This window comes from Draconibacterium orientale (genome assembly GCF_900111425.1).
Lineage (GTDB): Bacteria > Bacteroidota > Bacteroidia > Bacteroidales > Prolixibacteraceae > Draconibacterium > Draconibacterium orientale.
Window position 1 is genome coordinate 90,625 of the sequence record NZ_FOHT01000012.1, and the last position, 24,168, is coordinate 114,792.

A 24,168-nucleotide genomic window follows, 5' to 3' on the forward strand; every position below is an offset into this window, starting at 1 on the left:
ATTTACTTTAAAGGCATCGTGTGGATATCGCATTTTTCATGTAATCCTTTCATTTGATGCGAATCCATTTATATGCTCATTTTATATTAGTTGTTTGTCGTTGAAAGTCAAATACCACCGGGCCAGAAACATAAACAAGGTTTAAACACCAATTCCTGTGCTAATTGACTTTCAGTTTTAAAAATTAATGTTAAATGTAACGATTATTTAACCGTTAAACCCTTCATTTTGTTTTGAAATTTTATGACTTACAACACATTTTTTCTGTAACCAAAATCACTTGATTGTAAAATTCTGCTAAAACAGAAATACCGTACTGAGCCACTTCTTTTTTTTGAGTAGATTTGCAGCACTTAAACAGATTATAATGAAGGAAGCGATCAGACAAGTTATTGAACACGAAGCAAAGGCCATTCAGGCTATTCCGGTAGAAGACGGAATACTTGATGCTATTGAATTGATACACCGACAGGTACACGAAAAAAACGGGAAACTGGTGACCAGCGGAATGGGAAAAGCCGGGCAAATTGCAGCCAATATTGCAACCACTTTTAGCTCTACCGGAACGCCGGCGGTTTTTCTTCACCCCAGTGAATCGCAACACGGCGACCTGGGCGTGCTGCAACAAAACGATGTTTTACTGGTGATCTCCAACTCGGGAAAAACACGCGAAATTATTGAGCTGATTGAGCTGGCAGAAAATTTATATGCCGGAATTCCGCTGATTGTTATTTCGAGTAACCCGGAAGGCGTGCTGGCAAAAGCAGCTGATGCTTTTATTTACACCGGAAACCCAAAGGAGGTTTGCCCGCTGGGACTTTCTCCAACAACATCAACCACCGTTATGACTGTAATTGGCGACGCTCTGGTAGTGTCGATGATGAACAAAATTGGTTTTTCAAACGAAGATTATGCCAAACGTCACCACGGCGGGTATCTCGGAAGCAAATCGCGCTTACAGGCCAAAAGTGAGAAGAAAGATTGACTGACGATTGATGTAGATTGATAGAAGATTGATGTAGATTGATAACCCGATATTGAAGATGAGAATTACCAAAGAAAATACAGTTGGATTAATTATCGATATTCAGGAGCGACTGATTGTTGCCATGAACGATAATGAAACACTCCTGAAAAATTGCGAAACACTAACTCAGGGCTTAAAAGAGCTGGAAGTACCGATGTTGGTATCGCAACAATACACCAAAGGATTAGGCGAAACAATGCCCGAAATTCAGGCTGCTTTTGATGAATTCAGCTACTTTGAAAAGAAAGACTTCAGCTGTTATGATGTGCCTGAAATTACCGAAAAATTAAAGGAACTGAATGCGAAAAACATCATCATCTGCGGCATTGAATCGCACGTGTGTGTATTGCAAACTGCTGTTGATTTAAAAGCCGCCGGTTTGAACCCGATCGTAGTTATGGATTGTGTATCATCGCGCACTGCGGCTAATATTGAATTGGCAAAAGAGCGTTTCCGTTTCGAAGGAATTATGATGAGCTCGTACGAATCGATACTGTTTGAATTAACCCGCTCGGCCGGCGATCCTTCGTTCCGTGCCATTTCAAAACTCGTAAAATAAAAAACACCATAGTCATCGCCTGCACCATCGTCGGGCGATGACAAATAACAAAACAATATGCTCGAAATTTGCGCCATCGCTTCAGGAAGTAACGGAAACTGCTATTACATTGGCAACGAAAATTCGGCGATTTTGGTCGATGCCGGAATTTCTACCAAGCAAATTCTGAAACGTATGGACGAACGCGGTTTGGATTCGGGCAAACTACGGGCACTTTTTATTACGCACGAGCACAGCGACCACATGCGCGGAGCACGGGTTATGGGAAAACGCCTTCAGATTCCGGTGTACATGACCGCCAAAACCTACGATGGCTCGTATAAAAACCTACGGCCCGACTTCCCGAAGTTTTTTACCTGCGATGAAACCATTGCAATCGACGACTTTACCGTTCATCCCGTACAGAAACTTCACGATGCTGCCGATCCGTGTTCATTCAGAATTAGCTACAACGACCTGAGCATCGGGGTTTTTACCGACATTGGCGAAGCCTGCGACAATGTAAAAGCGCATGTAGCAAAATGCCATGCTTTGTTCCTGGAATCGAACTACGACGACAAAATGCTTTGGGAAGGCCGCTATCCACAGTTTCTGAAAGAAAGAGTTGCCTCGAATGTCGGTCACCTGTCGAACGACCAGACTTTTGAATTACTGGATAAACACACCAACGGCGATTTGAGATGCGTATTTCTGAGCCACATTTCGAAAGACAATAACACCCACGAAAAAGCTTTGGAAACAATGCAACCGCTTACCGGTAGATTCGAAATTACTATTGCATCGCGCTTTGAGGCTTCGGAAGTTTACCAACTTTCGCATGAGGCAGGCCATAAAAAACAAATCCCGAACAATACCCAAAATTTAAAACTGCAGTTTCCCGGGTTTTAACCAGCCGCGAAAGCTGTTTGGGATCTTATTCGAGATTCGTCGCTATCCGGAATTTCTTCCGTTATAATCCATTCAATAAATTATCACTTAAAGCCTGAAGTGTTTCCTTTTTGCGCTCCGTTGGCACCAAAATCGAGATATTGTGGCGGCTTCCGCCGTACGAAATCATACGAATTGGGATTCCATCCAACGCATTAAACACCTTCGATGCAAAACCTTTTTCCTCCTGAATAATATCGCCAACAATACAAACAATGGTCATATCCTGATCGAGACTAATACTTCCATAATTATCCAGTTCCCCTTTTATTGAGGCAAGATTTCGGGTATCGTCAATTGTTAATGACACGGCCACCTCCGAAGTTGAAATCATGTCGATAGGCGTACGAAAATCGGCAAATACTTTAAAAACCTTGGCCAGGAAACCATAGGCATTCAACATCCTTCCCGAACGAATTTTAATAGCCGTAACACCATCTTTTGCGGCAACAGCTTTTATTCCTCGCCCATCCGACTCGGCAGTAATAAGTGTACCGTTATCAGTAGGGTTCATGGTATTTTTCAGGCGAACCGGAATATTCTGAACACGTGCCGGCAAAACCGTTTGCGGATGCAGAATTTTTGCGCCGAAAAAAGCCAGCTCAGCCGCTTCGTTATACGACAGCTGATCGATTTTTCTGGTATTCTCTACAAAGCGCGGATCATTGTTATGAAAGCCATCGATATCCGTCCAAATCTGAATTTCATCGGCATCAATGGCAGCGCCAATCAACGATGCAGTGTAATCACTACCACCACGTTGCAGGTTGTTAATTTCGCCATTGGCATCTTTACAAATAAAACCCTGGGTAATATAATATTTCGCCTCGCCAACCTCTTTCAAAACCGGCTTAATATGCTCGCGAATGTAATTCAGGTCGGCAGCTTTGTCCTCATCAATCTTCATAAAATCGAGGGCCGGTAACAATTTTGTGTCGTGGCCGTTTTCGTTCATCAGCAGGGTTACCAGGTTGGTAGAAATAATTTCGCCCTGCGCCAGAATTGTATTTTCGCCAACTTCGTTAAAAGTACCCGATGTAAATGATTTTATGGTTTGAAAGACCTCTTTAATAAGCCGTAATCCCTTCTTCTTGTTTTCTTCGGAAGTAAAAAGTTCAGCAACTACTTTTTTATAATTCTCCTCCAGATTACCAATAAAAATACTCGCGGTATCCTTATTCTTCTTCTTAAGGTAATTTGAAATTTCCACCAACGAATTGGTCGTTCCCGACATGGCTGATAACACCACAATCTTTTGCTCTCCATCGGTTACCAAATCCATAACAGCCCTCATATTAGCGGGCGAGCCAACCGATGTACCTCCGAATTTTAAAACTTTCATTTCTTTAGTCTTATATATTAGCTGCGCAAAGATGAAAAATTTTGAATGAATTCAAAAAACAACGTATAAATATGCATCATTTTTGAATATTTATTAACTCTTGAGGTTTTCAATGAAAAATTCAACCACATCGTTACCCGAAGGATCTGAAATTCCGATGGCCGGAGCGAAAACAATTGCCCCGGCACCTACTTCGTCGGCGCGGTCTTTAAGCGCTTTGGCATGCAGCGGATGATGATGCAATTCGTCTTCGTTGGTCGGCATGCCCCCTTCGTAATGATTGAACACAAAAAATGGCACCGCATCTTTTGTCATTTTTGCAAGAAAATCGAGTTCCGATCGAATTTCATTTTGGGCGAACAAATCAACACCCTCAGCCGATTTCAGACCAAAAACACGGGCAATGGTCAATAGATCCTCGGGATTTTGATAAGGAGGAATGCCAATCAGTTCGGGCCAGCGCAGAATATCGTAAGTGGATTGCGTGGAAAAAGCTGCTGCACAAGATATTTTTGTCGATTCCCGCAACACCGGATCGTTATTTTCTTTATCAGCCATATCATCGGAAAAAGCCAGCCACAAGGAAGTTCCGGCACCTGCGGAGCCACCACTGCAGGCAATTCGTTTTTTATCGATATTATATTTTTCGGCGTTGGCCCGAATGTATTGCAGGCAACGCTTTGAGTCGTTCAAGCTGGCCAGAATACCGTATGGAGCCTCGCTCATAAAACGGTAATTAATGCTGGCTATTGAAATACCGGCATTGAGCAAACGCACCCAGTCTTCCGAATCGTAGTAGCGGCTTTTGTCGCCACCAATAAAGCCACCGCCATGTATGTAAATTACAAGCGGCGTGGGTTGATCTGAATCGGCCAGCCAAATATCGAAAGTATTTCGTTCGTGTGTGCCGTAGTGTTCGTTGGCAAAGGTAGCAGGCACGCCGGCAGCATTTATAGCTTTTGGTAAATCTATATTTTCAATCATTTTTTGTTTTGTTTTTTGAAAGATCCCGTAAAAATACGAATGGCAATATTCGCTTAGTACATTCGCAGCGGTTGCCCGATTTGCAATACGGCATTTTCGGCAATATTGTTCAGGCGGCACAACTCGGTAATCGAGGTTTTAAACTTTCGCGAGATCACCCAAAGCGAATCGCCTGAGCGCACCTTGTAATATTCGGGCACTGCAACATTGGTAGAATAGCCTTTTGGTTTTAGCTTTTTATGCAGCGCCATTAAACTTTCGGTATTAAAGGCATCGTCGCGTATTTTTTCTTCTTTAAAATCAAACACCAGTTCGGGATCAAAAGGCTTTCCGTTTTCGCGCATTTCGAAATGCAAATGCACACCCCGTGCACGCCCTGTACTTCCGGCCAAACCTATCGGCTCCCCTTTTTCCACGGTATCGCCTTTTTCCTTCAGAAATTTGGTGAGATGAGCGTAATACGTTTCAATATTATTCCGATGTTGAATAACCACCAACCGACCAAAACCATGGCCCCAGTTGGCGCGGGCAATAACTCCGCTTTGTGTGGCCACCACCGTGTCGCCTTTATACATTTTTATGTCGGTGCCATAGTGCATGCGCCCCGAACGCGGTCCAAAACGACTGATGATATACCCATCGTTTCCGGGAACAAGAAACTGCTCCAGGTAGCCCTTTTGTGCCGACCGGGGAAAGCTATCCAGTGCAGCTGTGAACCCTTCAATATTTATGGTTTGTTCAATATTTGGCACATCCAACGCGGTAACCATTTTACTTTGCCCGAAAGCCACAGACACTGCCAAAAGCAGCAAACAAAAAATCCCCACTCGTTTAACTATCATGCTACAAAAAAAGTCAAAAGTTTCTGGAATCGGAAACGACAAAGCAGGAAGAATATTTCCTTGCCAAAAAATTTCATGTGTTTAAAATTGCAAGTGCACAGGCAACAGGTAAAATTCGCACTGCTTTCCAATCGATTCCCGATAAATAAATTTTGTACTTGTGCTCATTTCATGTTAACAAATATATTGAAGCGCCTGAAAAAAAGTGCCTCCGGAAAAATCATAGCTATCTTTGCAGTACTTACTAAAACAGAACTGATCGCCTGTACTATATTTCAACAAAAAAATAAAAATAAAAATGATTTATCTGGCAGACACCGCCGACATTCAGGCACTAAAAGATTTATACGATTTTTTCCCGTTAACAGGGGTAACTACAAATCCTACCATCTTAAAACAATCGGGGTTAAAGCTTTCGGAAGCCATTCAGAATATTATCGATATTGTGGGCCGGGGAAGTGTTCACGTTCAGGTGATGAGCAACAAAGCCGAAGAAATGGTTAAGGAGGCGAAAACCTACAAAAGCTACTTTAATCTGGGCGATAATTTTTACGCTAAAATTCCGATATCGATAGAAGGTTACAAAGCCATGCGCATACTAAAAGATGCAGGTGTTAATGTAACGGCAACGGCTATTTTCACGCAGCAACAGGCCTTGGTGGCATCGCGTGCCGGAGCCGATTTTGTTGCACCTTACGTTAGCCGGTTAGATAATATTTCGTCGCATGGAATTGAAGTTGTTGGCGACATTGTTAAAAATACCAAAGAATTTAAACTTGACACCAAGGTACTGGCAGCCAGTTTTAAAACTGTTGACCAGATTCACCGGGTAAGTATGGCCGGAGCACAGTCGGCTACAATTAACCCCGAGTTGCTTTTCCAACTGATAAAGCACCCAATGACCGACATCAGCATTGCACAGTTTGAAAAAGACGGCGAAGGTTTATACAATATCTTTTAACGAAGATTGAATTAACGGCTAAGTCCTGAAAGGAATTCATACTTATTTGCCGTAATAAGGTGTGGATTGCTTTTGGGATAGAACCAGCCGGCTTGTTTAAAACACCCTCATTTCGTTAAAAAGCACAAGCGGCTAAACGATGGATTGCGGTTTTGTTGATTCATGCAAAGGCAAGGAAAATACAAATTCGCTTCCTTTTCCAACCTGGCTTTTAACACTTATTTTGCCGCCATGTTTTTCAACAAATTCTTTACATAATACCAACCCCAGTCCGGTACCTTTTTCACCATTTGTTCCGCGGACAACTTCAGTACTTTCAATACTAAAAATACTTTGCAGTTTATCGGCGGCTATTCCGATACCATTGTCGGCGATTTTCACTTCACACCAGCTGTTTTGTTTTGATACGGAAACCGCGATTTCGCCATCGTTATGTGTAAACTTTACGGCATTGGCAAGCAGGTTACGCATAATCGTGGAAAACATATTCACATCCACATTGGCAACCAGCTCTTCTTTTGCAAAAACCTCAATCAATATATTCTTTTTTAAAGCAGCCTCTTCATGAAAACGCAATATCTCCCTGATTTTTTCGGTAACTTTTACGCGTTCAGGATTAAAAGCAATGGCATTTCGCTGCAAGCGTGCCCAGGTTAATAAGTTTCCCAACAAGTCGTTCGCCTGTATCGACGATTTGTAAATATTTGATATGTGTCTTTCCTGATTGGCTGCATCCATGTTTTTGAAACTCATCAGCAGATTTTCGGAGAAACCAATAATGATATTAAAATGATTACGCAAATCGTGCCCGATTATGGAGAAAAATTTGTCTTTTGTGCGGTTTAACTCGTTTAATTCTTTGTTTTTAACCGTAATTACTTCATTCTGCTCTTTAATTTGAATAGTACGTTCCAGCACTTTTTTCTCCAACTTAACTTTTTCGAGCAGAAGTCGCCGTTCGCGCAATTTTATATACGCCCAAATACCCAAAACAATCCATACAAAATAGGCCATGTAAGCCACTTTACTGCGCCACCACGGAGGCAATACAACGATTTGCAAACTCACCCCTTCCTGATTCCAAACACCATCGTTATTTGATCCCTTAACCGAGAAAGTATATTCACCGGCCGGCAAAGCAAAAAACGGGACAAACTTGCGGTTGGCAATTTCATTCCATTCGCTTGAAATGCCTTCCATTTTATAGGCATAACTGTTTTTGTTTGCGTTGGTAAACTCAAGGGCGGCAAATTCGATGGTAAACGATTGCACATCGTGCTTTAAAACCACTTTCGAATCAGGGGTAATATTAATTTCGTGTTGCTGATTGTTACGGGTGATGGTAAAAGCCGTGAACACAATATCGGGCACATAAGGATTTCCTTTCAACGAGTCGGGATAAAAAGTATTGAAGCCATTCATTCCGCCAAACAGCAGTTCGCCATCATCAGCACAGTAGGCTGCGCGCAGGTTAAATTCAGAACTTTGCAATCCGTCTTCGGGAGTAAAAACCTGAATCTCATTTTTATCCAAATTGTACCGGCACAAACCATTACCGGTGGCAAACCATAAATCGTGATTTTTGTCTTCAACAATTTCGTAAATGTAATTACTGGGCAAACCGTCATTCTCATCCAGATAGCTAAACTGCTGCGTGTTTTTATCAAAAATATTGAGTGCCGCATTGGTACCAATCCATATCCTTTGGCGCTTGTCTTCGCACAACGAAATAACAAAATCGCTGCTCAGTTGACCTTCTGCTTTGTTATAATGAATTAGTTTATCGGTTGCCGGATTATACACATCCAGCCCACCGATGGTCGCCATCCATATCAATCCGTCGGAATCTTCCAAAAGAGTATAAACGAGGTTTGAACTAATTTTTCGGGAACCGTTTTCCTGCTGACCAAACCTTATCGTTTCGTGCGAGTTTTTATTTACCAGGTAAACTCCAACTGAAGTTCCGATCCAGTATCGATCGTTTTTATCCTGAATAATGTGATAAATTCGTGAATTCGCCAATGCCGGCCAATCGGGGCGGTCAAAATATTGCCGCCAATCTTCAAAAAGCCTTTTCTGTTTATCCCAAATGAAAATTCCATCGCGGGTACCTAACCAAATATTGCTTTCATTGTCTTTAAAAATCACATGCACAAAATCGTTGGGCAGAAATTGATTTCCACTGTGTTGCGATGAAAAATGTTCTACCTCATTGTTTTCCTGATCAACAATATTTAGCCCCTGCCCCCAGTTCCCGATCCACAGTTTGCCATCGTCGTTTTTTAGCATTCCGGCAATTACATTTCCCAGCAAATCGATTGATGTAGGCGAGTTACTACGGCGGAAAAGCCGGAACTTATCCATTTTTAAATCGGTTTTGCTGATACCGGCCAGCGTGCCTGCCCACAGGTTTTCCGATTTATCGATCAACAAACTCTGAACAATATTATGCGCCAGCCCGCTGTTTTCCGATGTTAAATTTTCGATCGAGTATTTTCCGGCCTCCTCTGTCAGAAAGTAAATTCCGTTTCCTTCGGTTCCCACTATCAGTTGCCCCGAATTTGTTTCTACGATGCTGCGAACGCAGTTGCTAAAAGTAAATTCTTCGCCCGATGCAAGTGCAAAAACCCGCTCTTCAAAACCTTTCCTTTCTCGGTTAAAAAGATACAAGCCTTCTGTTGTTCCGGCCCATATCCGGGATTTTGCATCCTGAAATAATTCGGTAACATTTGCTTGTTGCAATGTATCGCCGCTGCCGGATAAAAACGGATAGCAAGTAAATTCTTCATCTGCGAATGAAAAGACTGCAATACCTTCCGAGCATCCTGTCCAAACTGTGCCATCGCGATCTTCCAACACCGGAAGTTTTACATCTTTTATGGCAGGATCGAACGGAATATCGCTTTGAAAATGTGAAAATTGTAATGCTTCGGGCTTAAAAACAGAAATTACCGGCGGCGTGTGCACAAGTAATCGCCCGTTGCTTAAAAGCTGGTTATTATAACTGTGCGTGCTCACCTCGGGATTGTAACCGGTGCGATAATTTATCCGTTGAAAACAATCTTTTTCGCGGAGGTATTTGTTCAATCCTCCTTTAGTGCCGATCCACAAATTTCCCTGTCGGTCTTCCGAAAGGGCATAAATCCAGTTATTGGAAATGGAAAGTGAATCGTTCGGCAGGTAGCGATAAACCCTGAAATTTTCGCCATCGAAGCGGTTCAATCCGTTTTGGGTACCCACCCAGATAAAACCCTGCGAATCCTGAAACAGACAATTCACAACACTTTGCGACAGCCCTTCATTGATTGAATAATTGGAAAAAGTAAGTTCGCGGGGGAAAGCAAATATCTGCAGCGCAAAGTTAAGAATCAGAAAACAGCACAATGGTTTCATGGTAAAAAAAGGTATTAGTTAACCAGCGCACTGCGAAGTTCGTGATAAGTTGGGTTATTTCCAAAAATTCGGATTGAGGTGGAAAGTGCAACTAATTTTTCTGTTCATTTTCATGCTCCCAATAACTCAAACCAATCCGTAACTCGCCATAACTCACCTCTTCTCCGAAATGCGATTTTGCGGCACCAAAGGATTTGTCCTCAGCTTTTTCGAAGTATTCGGCTATTTTTTTCAGCTTCTCCTCTTCTACCAAACGGGTGGCCTCCAGTTCGCCCAGCTTAATGTAATGCGCCAAATGCCCCTCGATGGTATTTGCCGAAAGAGCACGTTCTTTTGCAATCTCTTCAATGGATTTTCCGGACTTAAACAAATCAAAACTAAGCAGCTTTGTATCCACTTTTTCCTTCTTTTCCTTTTGGGGTTCCTGCAATGGAATCTCCCCTTTTTCAATCTTGTTTTCTTTACAATAATGCTGAATGATTGCTGTAATATCAGCTCCAAACTGCGTTACTTTTCGGGGTCCCAAACCATTAATCAGTTTCAGCGATGCGGCATCGGTTGGAAGATAATTTACCAGTGCATACAAAACTTTTTGCGAAAAAATCATAAACGGTGGAATCTCCAGTTCACCGGCCTTTTCCGTGCGGTAATTGCGTAATTGTTCGAACAATTCGGGATTCGGGATATTTTCGAAATCGGTAATTTCTTTCGCCTTTTGTTTCCCCGAAGACTTGCTTTGTTTCACCAGCGTTTTGGCGCGCGAATCCATCAGTCGTTTTACATCAAATCCTTCCAGGCACGATTCAAATGCGGTCAGTTTTAACTGCACATCATCTTTCAGGTCGGTTACATAACGTTTCAACTGGCGCTTTATCTCCTTATTGTCAACATCCATGTCGATTTTTTTAATTCCATCGGCCAGAACATGTTGCACCTTTTCGCCAAAATAAGCCGCCGCTTTTTTTATGCGCTCCTGTAAAGGATCGTTTTGATAAACATCGGGCTGTTGCCGCAATAAATCAGTAATCTGCTTATGAAATTTTGCTGCCACAGCTACAATCTCGTTATCATTACCGTTGCGCATTTTTTCAATCTGCGCAATCGTAACATCCGGGAAACTACCTTTATTTTCGTTCACCAGCCTGGCAATATTTCGCAGTAAGTTTTCCGAGCGGTAAAAGCGAAAAATCTCGGTTAACTGTTCTTTTTGAAAAGCCAGTTTGGCAGCATTTAATTCCTGCTCGCCGGGTTGATTTTCTTCCACATTGCGAATAAAACCACTAACTTTTTGATCGTTAATAATGCTTTTGCCGGCAATTGGCGATGAAAGCACCATGCCCTCCAGCGATTTACAACGACTTAGTGCCACATAAACCTGCCCGTGCGCAAACGAAGCTTCGGCATCAATAATGGCCTTCTCAAAGGTTAATCCCTGGCTTTTGTGAATGGTAATGGCCCAGGCCAGCTTCAACGGAATCTGGGTGAACATACCTTCCATTTCTTCACGTATCTCGCCCGATTCTTTATCGATTGAATATTTATAGTTTTCCCAGTTTTGCGGTTCCACTTCAATCTCCTCATCCTCGCCCGGGCAAAGTACGTACACCCGATCATCGGCGATCGACTGCACCTGCCCTATTTTACCGTTATAAAAGCGCTTTTCAGGATTGGAGTCGTTTTTTACGAACATCACCTGCGCACCAACTTTCAGTTCGAGTTTAAAATCAGTGGGGTACGAATATTCAGGAAATTTTCCCTCAACCGAGGCCGTAAAAACTTGCTTTTTGCCGGTTAATACACTCAGTTTCGAATCATTAATCCGCTGCGCACTTATATTGTGCGTACAAAGTGTAATGTAACCGTCCTCATCGCCCGGAACAAAGTCAGGGATATAACGCGTATTCAGCAACTGACGGGCTTCTTCATCCAATTTATTCTCGCGCACCTTGTTTAGCAAAGCAATAAACTTTTCATCTTGCTGACGAAATACCTCGGTGAGTTCGATACTTACATGCGGAAATTCGCGCAGTGCTTTACTGCTGAAAAAATAAGGGGTATCGTATTCGTGGCGCAACAAGCCCCATTCTTCGTTTTTCACCACCGGAGCCAACTGTTGCAAATCGCCAATCATTAAAACCTGCGCACCACCAAAAGGCTTTCGTTTGTTTTTAAAGCGACGAAGTGTGCGATCGATGGCATCCAAAACGTCGGCGCGAACCATACTTACCTCATCGATTACCAACAGATCGAGGCTTCGCATAATATTTATCTTTTCTTTGGTAAACCGCTGTTCGCTGCTGTGTTTGCTCTCGTGCCCTACCTGAGGTGCAAACGACAGCTGGAAAAACGAATGAATAGTAACGCCTGCGGCATTTATAGCCGCCACACCCGTTGGCGCCACCACCACCATGCGTTTGGGCGAACGTTGTTTCAGGCTTTTCAGAAAAGTTGTTTTTCCGGTTCCGGCTTTGCCGGTAAGAAAGATATTTTGCCCGGTATATTGTACAAAATCAAAAGCTAACTGGAGTTGTTTGTTGGTTTTCATTTTTTATTCAGCTGAAATTCGAAAATATGGTTTGTTTTATTTAAAGAATAAATATAATAAGAATTTATTTATTGGGCTGCAACACCAAATCCTCATACTCGTTGTTGCTTACCACAGCCTCTATTACAACGGGGCCATCACCGGCAAAAGCTTTTTCCAAGGCAATTTTGTAGGCTTCGCTGTTAGTTACCCGAACTACCGAAACTCCAAAATAATGATTGGTTGGCTCATCGCTCAACAAATGTAAATCCGTTCCGTAACTGCTATCGAAATTCTTCTTATTCTGTTTTATGCTTATCAGCGACAGGCTCTCATCGTAAATCACCACAAAAACGATATTCAGGTTAAGACGTTTTGCCGTTGCCAATTCGCCAACCATCATCAGGAAACCGCAATCACCCATTAGTGCTGCAACAGGCAAATCGGGATTGCAAAGTTTTGCCGCCAAAGCTGCCGGGATGGCAAAACCCATACTCGACCAGCCATTTGTCATTAGTAGTTTCTCTGGCTTTGGAGTGCGCCACTGTTGCCCAACCAGGTGCAAATGGGCACCTACATCAACGTTTAGAATTCCTTCGTCGGGCAAAACCTTTCGCAATCCATCAAGCACTGCCAGCGAGCCAAAACTGTCGTCTTTTGGAGTCAGCATTTGTAATATATGCTGCTTGTTTGCTTCTAAAACCTGATGATCCCATGCCTTAGGATTTACATCCAGTTTTTGCAACTCATTCAAGGCAAGGTCCAGTGCTCCCAACACATTAAATACTTCCGGAATTTTCCCGTTTGCCACATCGGCCTCCTGCTGGTCGATATGAATCAGCGGCACTTCAGGCATCCAGTCTTCGTAATTAAACTCCACGGGATCGTACCCTATTCCAATAACCAGATCGGCCTGCGAATAAACTTTGGCAACCTGGTTTGATAAGGCATGAAAAAGCACTCCTGCATACAAGGGATGATTTTCGGGGAACAGGCCTTTTGCCATTGGCGTAAGCACCACCGGAGCCTGCAACTTTTCAGCCAGCGCAACAAGCTGCTCATTTATTTTAACGTGTACCGCCGATAGTCCGACAGCTAAAACAGGCTTTTTACATTTTTGGATGAGCTTTTCAACTTTCGCAATCTGATCGGCAACCAGGGGCGACCAGCGTTTCTTTTCCAAACGCAGGTAATCCACTTCAGCTTTTACTTTCTGCACCTGATTTCCGCCAATTCCGGCAGGGATACCTATATGCACGGCACCCGGTTGATCGTCAGTTGCAATTCCCGCTCCTTTCAAAATAATTTCTTCAACGTTATTCTCGTTCAGGCGGGTTGTCCACTTTGTTAAAGGAAAGAAAAGCTGCTGATGATTGATGTTCATTTGCACGGTGCGTTTTAACAACTCATCGGGCATTTCATCGGTAAAAGCCAACAGCGGGAATCGGTCGAGCTGAGCGCCGCCAACGCCTGTGCTTAAATTGGTTGCTCCCGGGCCAAATGTAGCAAAACACGCGCCCGGAACTCCGGTTAACCGGCCACAAACTCCGGCCAGAAAAGCAGCGGTTGCTTCGTGCCCAACCAATATAAAATCGATGCCATCTTCTTTTCGCAACGCTTCCACATAATCGATCATGTTTCCACTGGGAACTCCAAAAACATAGCGTACCCCGATTTCTTTTAGCGTATGCGCAAAAACTTCTGCAACTGTTGACATGCTTCTTTATTTTATCAAGTCAAAAGTATAAAGGAAAAAGGCAAAAGGACCTTCAAGCAACTTAAACTTGTGGACTAATATTCTCCTGTACATTGTATTTGACCTAAGACTTAGCTAATTTAAAGCCTATTTCAGGAGAATGCAAAAGCAAAATGAATTAAGGGGGAGGAACTATCTGAATTACGAAATCATTTCCTGAATACGATCAAGGCTAAAATCGGGCTCAGTAATTTCAAATTGTGCCTGCGAATAAAATTGCTTCCGTTTCTTTAGTGTTTCATCGATGAAGGCAACCAATTCTTCGCGCGATTTTCCTTTAATCAGTGGCCGTTCGGTTTTCGAATTCATGAGACGGTCGGCAAGAATAGCCGGGTCGATATTCAAAAAGACGGTCTTCCCAGTTTTATTCATCAGGTCGATATTATCAAAGAAACAAGGAGCTCCGCCGCCGGTAGCAATTATAACGTCGGTGAATTCAGCTAGTTCTTCCAAAGCCTTTCGCTCTCTTTGCCGAAAGCCATCTTCGCCGTAATCGGCAAATAGCTGCGGCACTGTTTTGCAGTTTCTTTCTTCAATGTAATCGTCCATGTCGATAAACTGCAGCCCCATATGCTCCGACAAATGGCGCCCCATACGCGACTTTCCACACCCCATGTATCCAATCAAATATACTCGCATCTTTTTTCTTCTGTTACTGGCTAAAACAAAGAGCCTTGCCCGTCATCTTCCCTTTTCGGCCGGGTTACTTCAAACGGGATATCATCAACCTCCTCTTTTTTGTCCGGTTTGCTATCCTGTTCCGTTTCCGGTTCTTCTACTTCCTCTTCATGATGATCGTAATCATCTTTAATTACCGGCTCAATTTCTTTAATATTATCCACTTCGTAATTACTCAGTCGCTTACCTTTTGCCTTCCACGATTTTACACTGATAAACTCGGCCACTTCGATGATCTCATTTTCGCGCTCGGCATTCTTTCCGCCAAACGTAAGCTCCAAACGCGGATAATGCACCCAGGTTAAACTAATGAGTTTATTATCGGTGTTTTCGCCAATAAAACGTATCAGTTTTCCTTCGGGTTCATCAATTTCAAAACGTTTTACGTAGTAATATTTTTGGTCGGCATCGTAATACACCGCCGACAAAATCTTACGTTGATCAAATTTTTCGATCACCAGAATATCTTGCTGGAAGTGGTTACTCAAATCGTAATTATACAACTGGAACTCACCATTTTTGTAGATAACCAGGATTTTATCTTCGCCCGAAAATTCACCCAGGAAGGTTCCGCGGCTATCGGCATTCAGTCGTAATACATCCGGATCGAACCAGATTTTACGACCTCCAAGCGTAGAAACGCCTCTTTCTTTAAGGGTGATTTTATGAATATCGTTTTTACTTAAGATATTCCCCATCGATTGGCGACCTTTAATGGCCAACTCGCCCAAATCTTCTTCAAAAACAAGCTTTTTAATTCGTGGCTTTGGCTTTAAAACAACGCGTAAAATCTCTGCTTCGCCATTTGGGTTGGCCGAGAAATAGACAATGCGCGAGCCTTTCGTTTCTTTTGTAAGGTTGTACTCTTTGTCGCGGGTAACGCCCGTAACAAAAAAGCGTTTCATGTAGAAATTACCCGATTCTCCGTCTTTATACACCACGTTGTAAATGGTGCGTTTATCGTTTTTCTTGAAAACGGCCAGGTGCAAAATGTTTTTGCCGATAAAAGCTTTATCCGAAACTTTGGTGATGAAATACGAACCATCGCGGCGGAAAACAATAATGTCGTCGATATCCGAACAGTCGCAAACAAATTCTTCTTTACGAAGCGATGTTCCCATAAATCCTTCCTTCCGATCAACATACAGTTTTTCGTTTTTCACCACCACTTTCGAGGCTACAATATTCTCGAAACTGCGTATCTCTGTTTTGCGCTCCTTGCCCTTACCGTATTTCTTTTTCAGGTGTTTAAACCACTCAATGGTGAAATCGATAATATTTTCGATGTTATGCTCGATCTCTGCAATTTCATCTTCAATCGATTTCAATAGTTCGTTGGCTTTGTCCTTGTTAAATTTCAGTATCCGCGCCATCCGAATTTCCATCAGTTTCAGAATGTCTTCGCGGGTAACTTCGCGTTTTAATTTTGGTTTCCATGGCTCTAAACGGTGGTCGATATGCGCTACCGCCTGGTCCATGTTTTCCGAATCCTCAAACTTTTTATCCTTGTAAATGCGCTCTTCGATAAATATTTTTTCGAGCGAAGAAAAATGCCACTGCTCTTCCAGTTCCGATTTACGGATTTCCAGTTCGAGTTTCAGCAAGGCCTTTGTTGAATCGGCCGAACGTTTCAGAATTTCGGAAACGCCAATAAAATGCGGCTTGTCATTTTCGATGATACAGGCATTTGGCGACAACGAAACTTCGCAATCGGTAAATGCATAAAGCGCATCGATGGTTTTATCGGACGAAACACCCGCTGCCAGATGAACTAATATTTCAACATGCTCGGCCGTGTTATCGTCAATCTTTTTTACTTTGATTTTTCCTTTGTCGTTAGCCTTAATAATCGATTCAATCAGCGTTGTGGTTGTTTTTCCGTAAGGCACCTCGTTAATCACGAGTGTTTTATTGTCGCGCTTTTCAATTTTGGCACGAACTTTTACCGAACCACCGCGCAAACCGTCGTTGTATTTGCTAAAATCGGCCGATCCTCCGGTTGGGAAATCGGGGTACAATTCAAAATCCTTTCCGCGAAGGTAATTTATTGAGGCATCGATAAGTTCGATAAAGTTATGCGGAAACAATTTTGACGCCAAACCAACAGCAATACCATCAACTCCCTGCGCCAACAGCAGCGGGAATTTTACAGGAAGTGTAACCGGTTCTTTTTTACGGCCATCGTACGACAGTTTCCATTCGGTAGTTTTCGGGTTGAAAAGTACCTCCAAAGCAAACTTCGTCAGCCGGGCTTCAATGTAACGAGGTGCTGCTGCACCGTCGCCGGTAAGAATATTCCCCCAGTTTCCCTGCGAGTCGATCAGCAATTCTTTCTGCCCGATTTGCACAATAGCATCGCCAATTGAAGCGTCGCCGTGCGGGTGATACTGCATGGTTTGCCCGATAATGTTGGCCACTTTGTTGTAGCGCCCGTCGTCCATTTCGCGCATGGCATGCATAATACGCCGCTGCACGGGTTTTAGCCCGTCGTTAATGTACGGCACCGCCCGTTCGAGTATTACGTACGAGGCATAATCCAAAAACCAGTCGCGGTACATGCCCGAAAGGTAGATTACTTCCTCTTTTACACTATCGTCCTGAATTTCCTCCTGATTTAAATTCTCTTCTGACATTCTTCTCTCTGAAATTTATCGTACTTTATTTGAGGCTCTTATTCCACTTTGTCTTTTTCAACATACAGGTTTTCGATGATGAAATCCTGGCGTTCGGGGGTATTTTTACCCATGTAGTAGGATAACATTTCTGCCACCGATTCGTGCTTTTTCATTTGCACCGGATCGAGGCGGATATCTTTCCCGATAAAATGCTTGAATTCATCGGGCGATATTTCGCCCAATCCTTTAAACCGGGTTATTTCGGGTTTACCACGCAATTTATTTATGGCTTTCACCCTCTCTTCTTCTGAATAACAATAGAACGTTTTTTGCTTGTTTCGCACCCTGAAAAGCGGTGTTTGCAAAATATAAACGTGCCCTTTTTTTATCAATTCAGGGAAAAACTGCAGAAAGAAAGTAATGAGCAGCAAACGGATGTGCATTCCATCAACGTCGGCATCGGTAGCGATAATTACCTTATTGTACCGCAGGTCTTCCATGCTTTCTTCAATGTTCAATGCTGCCTGCAAGAGGTTAAATTCCTCGTTTTCGTAAACCACTTTTTTGGTGAGGCCAAAAGTATTCAGCGGTTTTCCTTTCAAGCTAAAAACGGCCTGTGTATTTACATCGCGCGATTTGGTTATCGATCCGCTTGCCGAGTCTCCCTCGGTAATAAAAATGCTCGATTCTTCTTTGCGTTCATGTTTTTCGTTGAAATGAATTCGGCAGTCGCGCAGTTTTTTGTTATGCAGGTTGGCCTTTTTAGCGCGTTGCCGGGCCAGTTTTTTCACGCCCGAAATTGCTTTTCTTTCGCGCTCCGACTCCACAATACGTCTGAGGAGCACTTCTGCAACCTCATGGTTTTTATGCAGGAAATTATCGAGCTCGGTTTGCAGGAAATTACCAACATGTGCACGCACCGACGGACCGTTTGGGCCAATATCCCGCGATCCGAGTTTGGTTTTGGTTTGCGACTCAAATACAGGCTCTTCTACTTTAATGCTAACAGCCGCCACAATCGATGCCCGTATATCCGACGGGTCGAAATCCTTTTTGTAAAAGTCCCTGATCGTTTTCACTAAAACTTCGCGAAAAGCCTGTAAGTGAGTCCCTCCCTGGGTGGTGTGCTGACCGTTAACAAACGAATAATAATCTTCCCCGTATTGATTACCATGTGTTATGGCAACTTCAATATCTTCGCCTCTGAGATGTATAATTGGGTAAATTGGGTCGTGATCCATATTTTCCTCGAGCAAATCACGTAATCCGTTGCGCGAGTGAAAACGTTCGCCGTTGTACTCAATGGTTAAGCCCGCGTTCAGGAAGGTATAGTTTTTCATCATATTCACGATATAATCGTTCATATAACGATACTTCTTGAACACTTCCACATCGGGGACAAACCTCACCTCTGTTCCATTTACCTCGTCGAGATTTTGATAATCTTTCTCGCCGGTTTTAACCCCCTGGCTAAAATATACTTCTTTAGCCACGCCTTCGCGCACTGCTTTTATCGTAAAATCGGAAGAAAGGGCATTCACGGCTTTTATACCAACACCATTTAAGCCTACCGATTTTTTGAAAACCTTGTTATCGTATTTTGCGCCGGTATTCATTTTGCTGACCACATCCACCAGTTTCCCCAGTGGAATTCCCCGGCCATAATCGCGGATGGTAACCAAATCCTGATCGACCTTTACAAGGATCTTTTTTCCATGCCCCATCATAAATTCGTCAACCGAGTTATCCATCACCTCTTTCAACAAAACATAAATACCATCGTCGGCAGAAGTTCCGTCTCCGAGTTTCCCAATGTACATACCCGGACGTCGCCGGATGTGCTCCTGCCAGTCTAACGTTTTAATTGCACCTTCGTCGTAGTTTGCGCTCATACTTTAATCTCCAGAATCAACTTTCGAATTTATCAGAAACCCTGTGTTTTCAATGGTTTTGTGCTTACGGGACTTGGTTTTTTATTTACGAAACACAGAATTCACCCAATTGTCACAAATATAATCAAATCCTCCGCTTTACAAGGGTGTTCGCGGGGGCAATAACTAACAATCGTCCGTTGAAAAAGTGTGGATAAAATTAGGGATATAAGCGGGCGAAGAACCACAATTCTCCCTGCTCGCACCTGTGAATTCGCAAAACATTTTACGGAGATGGTTGCGCCAATTTGTTACTGTTAAACACCAGGTATTATTTATTGACAGACAAAAGATTTAAGGCTAATACATCATAATCTGCCGCGTATTTGTTACCCCTGCTAACAATAAAGGCCTGCGAGGGAATAATATTACCGTGCGAGGGACTAATATGCACCCGCGAGGTAATAATATTTATATGCGAGGTAATAATATATGCTTGCGAGGTACTTTTATTCATGTGCGAGGTTACCTCGCACACTATTTTTTATACCTCGCACCACAATATTTTTATCTCGCACTATATTTTTAGCCCCTCGCGCACTATTATTCATACCTCGCGCCATAATATTAGTACCTCGCAAGGCTATTTTAGTTACAAGGGAGAATAAAAAGGAAAATCGTGTGCCATATAATATCAATTGAATCTCGTTGTGAGCCTTAGGGAAGACAATGAGATTATTGTGGGAATTTCGATCAAAAGGAGGATTTCCCTGAAATAAGGCTCATTTTAATTCCTCATTGGTATTAAGATGATCTTCAGACAAAGACTGGATTCCCCGAAATTATCGATGGATTTAACTTTGAAACGCCTCCGGATCTATTCCGCTTTTTCCCTGCCGGGGGCCTTCATCTTTGCCTTAAAGCAAAGACGAAGCAGAAAATTCAAGGCTGCTTTTGACCCTTCCCCTACGTTTTCATAAAACCTAAATTCGGACGGGTGATCTCCTCGATCCCTCGGAGCTTCCCGCTCTCATTAAGGTTCTACTTCAACTCCGGGCAACGACCAAAAGAGGCCGTCCACAAATGCAACGTCTGCAACATCGCAGCCTGGCCTCGTCCGTTAGCTGACGGCTTCTGAAATCAGAGTCTCAGGGACTAAATAATCCCCATTTTTTTCATCAGGAAAGTGGCATTCATGGTTTGTGTAACACCATCAGATAGTTTGTAGTCGAAAATCAGTTCGTTGTTTTCAATCCGAATCTCGAAACACTTGTTAAATACCTGCTGCGGAAGTTCTTTTTCCATATCGCTAAGCTTTAAATCGTGCGTGGCAATCATTGCCGCACATGGCTGCTGTGCCAGTTTTCGCACCAATTCTTTCGAACCGTTCAACTTGTCAATCGAATTGGTTCCCTTCAGCATTTCGTCGAGGATTACAAAGATTTGCTCGCCCGCTGCCAAACGATCGAGCACTGCTTTTATCCGTTTTAACTCGGCAAAGAAATACGATTCATCTTTAAGCAACGAGTCGGTTGTGCGCATGTTGGTATATAAATCAACCGGCCTTATTTTCATTGAGGCAGCACAAACCGGCGCGCCCATTCCGGCCAACAAAATATTTGTTCCCACGGTACGCAGGAAAGTACTTTTGCCGGCCATATTTGCCCCGGTAACGATCATTATTTTCGACCACCCTTCAATTTCAATATCATTATTCACCCGTTTGTCCTTTTTCAGCAACGGATGCCCCAGTTCGGTGGCACATAAGGCAAATTCCTGATCTGTGATTTCCGGGAACACAAAATCGCTGTGATTATTGGCATAATTTGCCAGGCTTATAAAAGCATCCACCTGGGCGATAACTTCGAGCCACCGGGCCAGTCTGTCGTGATTTTGCTTGTGCCACAGCCAAAGTTTGTAAACGCATCGAATATCCCAGGTGAAAAGCCCGTTCAACACCACACCAACCAGAATATTCTGCCGGTACTCGAATTCTTTTACCAGGCTTTTTAGCTCCCCAAAGATTTTTCCGGCCGATGGTTCGGTTACTTTTCTCTTTAACTCGCAGAGATAAGGAGACCGAAACTCTTTTTCCTCAATCAGCTTCAGCAACTGCATGTATTTTGCCAGCAGGTCGGACTTACGGCCAAAAAACCCGAAGTAATAATTCACCTGTTTTGTAAAGGCAAACAAAAGCAGAAACTGCACAAATATCATTGCCACCAGGTAAAAATTACTTACCCCCAGAACGGCAGGAATTGCGGCAAGAACAGTAATTGCCGGAACAATACGGATCATCCATTTTAACCAATTTGCGCGATCCAGGCCGAGCTCCATTTCCGACCAGTTTCGGATTTCATCGTACTGCACTTCGGTTTCCTGAAACAGGTTGCCTTCGGTTAAAAAGTCGAGTCGCCACAAAGGCATTCCAGCCAATTCTTTAACAGCTTCCTGACGTTTTTCAATCTCCACTTTTTCTTTTAGCGGCTTTTGCAACCAATCGGCCAGGCGTTGCCGGCCTTCAACAGTTGCCGTGCGGTTTAAGTACTGAAACATGGAACCTTCGCCAAACAAATCCAAATCGTAGGCAAACGGATGCTCCACGTTAAGAAACTGTTCGCCATTTTCAAAATGCAAAAAGGAATGATCCAGAGCCTTTAGCTCGTCTTCCAGCAATTTCGTTTTAACAATAAGGGTTTGCTTTATTTTATCGAGCCGAAGATTTCTTTTGATCAGCCAGAAAAAAAGCACAATTAAGGGAAGTGTGCAATACAGTGTGGTAATTTCCCACCCAAGAATTATAAGTGGGGCGAATATGCCAACAAATGCTAAAAACCGATACCAGGCAAAACGTTTTACTTTCGCCGATACACGCTGTAATTCATCGGTGTAAAACAAAAGTCTTTCGTAATAAAGCCGGGCCGGTTCGCTCATTTATAAAATTTTAAAGAAATGAAGCTGGCCAACCACAAGAAAAACGGTAACAAACGACACTAGAAATACCAGAAAAATAACTCCGACATCTTTTAACGACAGTGCCGTTTTTTCAATTTTAGGCGAGCGGCCAAAAAAGAAATGATTCTCGACAAACATCAGCAGTTTAAACAAGCCCCAACCGATCAGCCAGCCGATTAGCCCCCCGCAAATCAGATCGAGCGGATAGTGCACGCCTACATAAATACGCGAATAACAAAAAACCAATACCCATGTAAGCATTAAGGCATAATAAATCCGGTTTTTGAAAATTCGGGATGTTAATACCAAAATGGCAACCGAATTGGCAGCATGTGCCGATACGAAACCATAATATCCGCCTTTACCGAAAAAAATATGAACCAGGTGCGAAATTGCCGGGTCGTGTGTTGGACGCCAACGCTGAACCGAATCTTTGATCACATTCGAGAACTGATCAGTTGCTGCGATTAACAGCCCTATAGCAATTAATATCAATATTGATTTGCTACGGTATTTCTTAATAATATAAAACAAGATGCTGGCAAAAAACGGAATCCACGTTTCCTGTCGCGTTATCATTATAATAATGGTATCCCAAAAGTCGTTGTGAAAACCATTGAGGAATAAAAACAGCTCTTTATCCAGCTCCAGTATTCGTTGAAATAATTCCATTAACTATTTAAAATTTCCCAGATTCGGTCTTTTAATTGTTGAATATTAAACCCTGAAACGGCCGAAAAAAACAGGTGCGGAATATCGCCCAGCTCCCGGCTGATTTCCTTCATCAGTTCCTCGTCAAGCATATCGGCTTTACTGATGGTTAAAAACCGCTGCTTGTCGAGCAGCTCAGGATTATATTTTTCCAGCTCGTTGAGCAATATTTTGTATTCTTTCAGGTGATCTTTACTATCGGCCGGCACCATAAACAACAACATCGAGTTACGCTCGATGTGCCTTAAAAAGCGAAGTCCCAAGCCTTTACCCTCGTGTGCACCTTCAATAATTCCGGGAATATCGGCCATTACAAACGAACGCTGTTCGCGATGCCCCACAATCCCCAAATTGGGTACAAGCGTGGTAAACGGATAGTCGGCAATTTTAGGTTTTGCCGCCGAAACCACCGACAACAATGTTGATTTTCCGGCACTCGGGAAACCCACCAGGCCAACATCGGCCAGTACTTTTAGCTCCAGTACTTTCCAACCTTCAACACCTTCTTCGCCGGGTTGCGCAAAACGAGGTGTTTGATGGGTAGATGTTTTAAAATGATCGTTTCCCAAACCACCACGACCACCTTTTAGCAGAATTTGCTCTTCGCCGTGTTTCGTAATTTCAAACAGGAATTCACCGGTTTCCACATCGCGGGCAACGGTTCCGAGCGGCACCTCCAGGTAAATATCTTCACCATCGGCACCGGTACTGCGCTGCTTTCCGCCCGGTTCGCCGTGTCCGGCTTTAATATGTTTCCGAAATTTCAGATGCAGCAATGTCCACATCTGCTCATTACCTACAAGGATAATATGGCCACCACGACCACCATCGCCACCATCGGGGCCACCTTTGGCCACAAATTTCTCTCTGCGCAAATGCGCTGAGCCGGAACCTCCGTTACCCGACTGACAATGAATTCTTACGTAATCAACAAAATTGGTCTCTGCCATCTGATTTTTCCTGTTCGTTAACTGTACAAATATAAAAAAGGTGAGACACCTGTAATACACAAGCTTCCCACCC

At 43.2% G+C, this 24,168-nt stretch carries 16 protein-coding genes; 4 read left to right on the plus strand and 12 right to left on the minus strand.

Annotated features, from left to right (window positions below; translation table 11 throughout):
* The first annotated feature begins 367 nt into the window (after window positions 1–367).
* Genes BMW53_RS08610 through BMW53_RS08620 form a run of 3 tightly spaced genes read left to right on the plus strand, consistent with a single transcriptional unit; the run spans window position 368 to window position 2,474 of the window.
* Complete coding sequence (locus tag BMW53_RS08610; protein ID WP_038558234.1) at window positions 368–985, plus strand: KpsF/GutQ family sugar-phosphate isomerase; 618 nt, start codon at window positions 368–370, stop codon at window positions 983–985.
* 58 nt (window positions 986–1,043) lie between these two features.
* Complete coding sequence (locus BMW53_RS08615) at window positions 1,044–1,586, plus strand: isochorismatase family protein (protein WP_038558230.1); 543 nt, start codon at window positions 1,044–1,046, stop codon at window positions 1,584–1,586.
* Window positions 1,587–1,643: 57 nt separating this feature from the next.
* The gene (locus tag BMW53_RS08620) at window positions 1,644–2,474 is read left to right on the plus strand and encodes an MBL fold metallo-hydrolase (RefSeq protein ID WP_074780511.1); all 831 of its coding nucleotides are present in this window, start codon (window positions 1,644–1,646) and stop codon (window positions 2,472–2,474) included.
* A gap of 61 nt (window positions 2,475–2,535) precedes the next feature.
* Here the strand turns inward: BMW53_RS08620 and BMW53_RS08625 are convergent, their stop codons facing one another.
* The 3 genes from BMW53_RS08625 to BMW53_RS08635 all read right to left on the minus strand — a co-directional run bounded on the left by BMW53_RS08625 (window position 2,536) and on the right by BMW53_RS08635 (window position 5,681).
* Window positions 2,536–3,855 carry an aspartate kinase gene (locus tag BMW53_RS08625; protein WP_038558226.1) on the minus strand — a complete coding sequence of 440 codons (1,320 nt, stop codon included), beginning with the start codon at window positions 3,853–3,855 and terminating at the stop codon, window positions 2,536–2,538.
* A gap of 93 nt (window positions 3,856–3,948) precedes the next feature.
* Window positions 3,949–4,839 (minus strand): alpha/beta hydrolase, encoded by an 891-nt coding sequence (locus tag BMW53_RS08630; protein ID WP_051567809.1) that lies wholly within the window; start codon window positions 4,837–4,839, stop codon window positions 3,949–3,951.
* A 53-nt stretch (window positions 4,840–4,892) separates the two neighbouring features.
* On the minus strand, window positions 4,893–5,681 hold the full coding sequence (locus BMW53_RS08635) for a LysM peptidoglycan-binding domain-containing M23 family metallopeptidase (RefSeq protein WP_038558223.1): 789 nt from the start codon (window positions 5,679–5,681) through the stop codon (window positions 4,893–4,895).
* A 298-nt stretch (window positions 5,682–5,979) separates the two neighbouring features.
* On the opposite strand from BMW53_RS08635, the gene BMW53_RS08640 reads away from it, so the two are divergent.
* Window positions 5,980–6,642 carry a transaldolase family protein gene (locus BMW53_RS08640; RefSeq protein ID WP_038558219.1) on the plus strand — a complete coding sequence of 221 codons (663 nt, stop codon included), beginning with the start codon at window positions 5,980–5,982 and terminating at the stop codon, window positions 6,640–6,642.
* Window positions 6,643–6,774: 132 nt separating this feature from the next.
* On the opposite strand, the gene BMW53_RS08645 is transcribed toward BMW53_RS08640, so the two are convergent.
* The 9 genes from BMW53_RS08645 to obgE all read right to left on the minus strand — a co-directional run bounded on the left by BMW53_RS08645 (window position 6,775) and on the right by obgE (window position 24,095).
* Window positions 6,775–10,035 carry a ligand-binding sensor domain-containing protein gene (locus BMW53_RS08645; RefSeq protein ID WP_038558216.1) on the minus strand — a complete coding sequence of 1,087 codons (3,261 nt, stop codon included), beginning with the start codon at window positions 10,033–10,035 and terminating at the stop codon, window positions 6,775–6,777.
* A 91-nt stretch (window positions 10,036–10,126) separates the two neighbouring features.
* Complete coding sequence (locus tag BMW53_RS08650; protein ID WP_038558214.1) at window positions 10,127–12,580, minus strand: helix-turn-helix domain-containing protein; 2,454 nt, start codon at window positions 12,578–12,580, stop codon at window positions 10,127–10,129.
* A 64-nt stretch (window positions 12,581–12,644) separates the two neighbouring features.
* Complete coding sequence (locus tag BMW53_RS08655) at window positions 12,645–14,276, minus strand: thiamine pyrophosphate-binding protein (RefSeq protein ID WP_038558211.1); 1,632 nt, start codon at window positions 14,274–14,276, stop codon at window positions 12,645–12,647.
* Between the two features lie 180 nt (window positions 14,277–14,456).
* Window positions 14,457–14,954: a shikimate kinase gene (locus BMW53_RS08660; protein WP_038558209.1), complete on the minus strand. Its 498-nt coding sequence runs from the start codon at window positions 14,952–14,954 to the stop codon at window positions 14,457–14,459.
* Between the two features lie 20 nt (window positions 14,955–14,974).
* Window positions 14,975–17,626 carry a DNA gyrase/topoisomerase IV subunit A gene (locus BMW53_RS08665; RefSeq protein WP_038558207.1) on the minus strand — a complete coding sequence of 884 codons (2,652 nt, stop codon included), beginning with the start codon at window positions 17,624–17,626 and terminating at the stop codon, window positions 14,975–14,977.
* Window positions 17,627–17,664: 38 nt separating this feature from the next.
* The gene (locus BMW53_RS08670; RefSeq protein WP_038558204.1) at window positions 17,665–19,500 is read right to left on the minus strand and encodes a DNA topoisomerase IV subunit B; all 1,836 of its coding nucleotides are present in this window, start codon (window positions 19,498–19,500) and stop codon (window positions 17,665–17,667) included.
* A 1,134-nt stretch (window positions 19,501–20,634) separates the two neighbouring features.
* The gene (locus tag BMW53_RS08680) at window positions 20,635–22,413 is read right to left on the minus strand and encodes a MutS-related protein (protein WP_038558201.1); all 1,779 of its coding nucleotides are present in this window, start codon (window positions 22,411–22,413) and stop codon (window positions 20,635–20,637) included.
* Window positions 22,414–23,106, minus strand: coding sequence for a phosphatase PAP2 family protein (locus tag BMW53_RS08685; protein ID WP_051567807.1), 693 nt, complete (start codon window positions 23,104–23,106; stop codon window positions 22,414–22,416). It abuts the gene before it with no gap.
* Entirely contained in the window at window positions 23,106–24,095 is a 990-nt protein-coding gene (obgE, locus tag BMW53_RS08690; protein WP_038558199.1) for a GTPase ObgE, read from the minus strand. Before obgE ends, BMW53_RS08685 begins: the two co-directional genes overlap by 1 nt.
* Window positions 24,096–24,168: the final 73 nt, after the last annotated feature.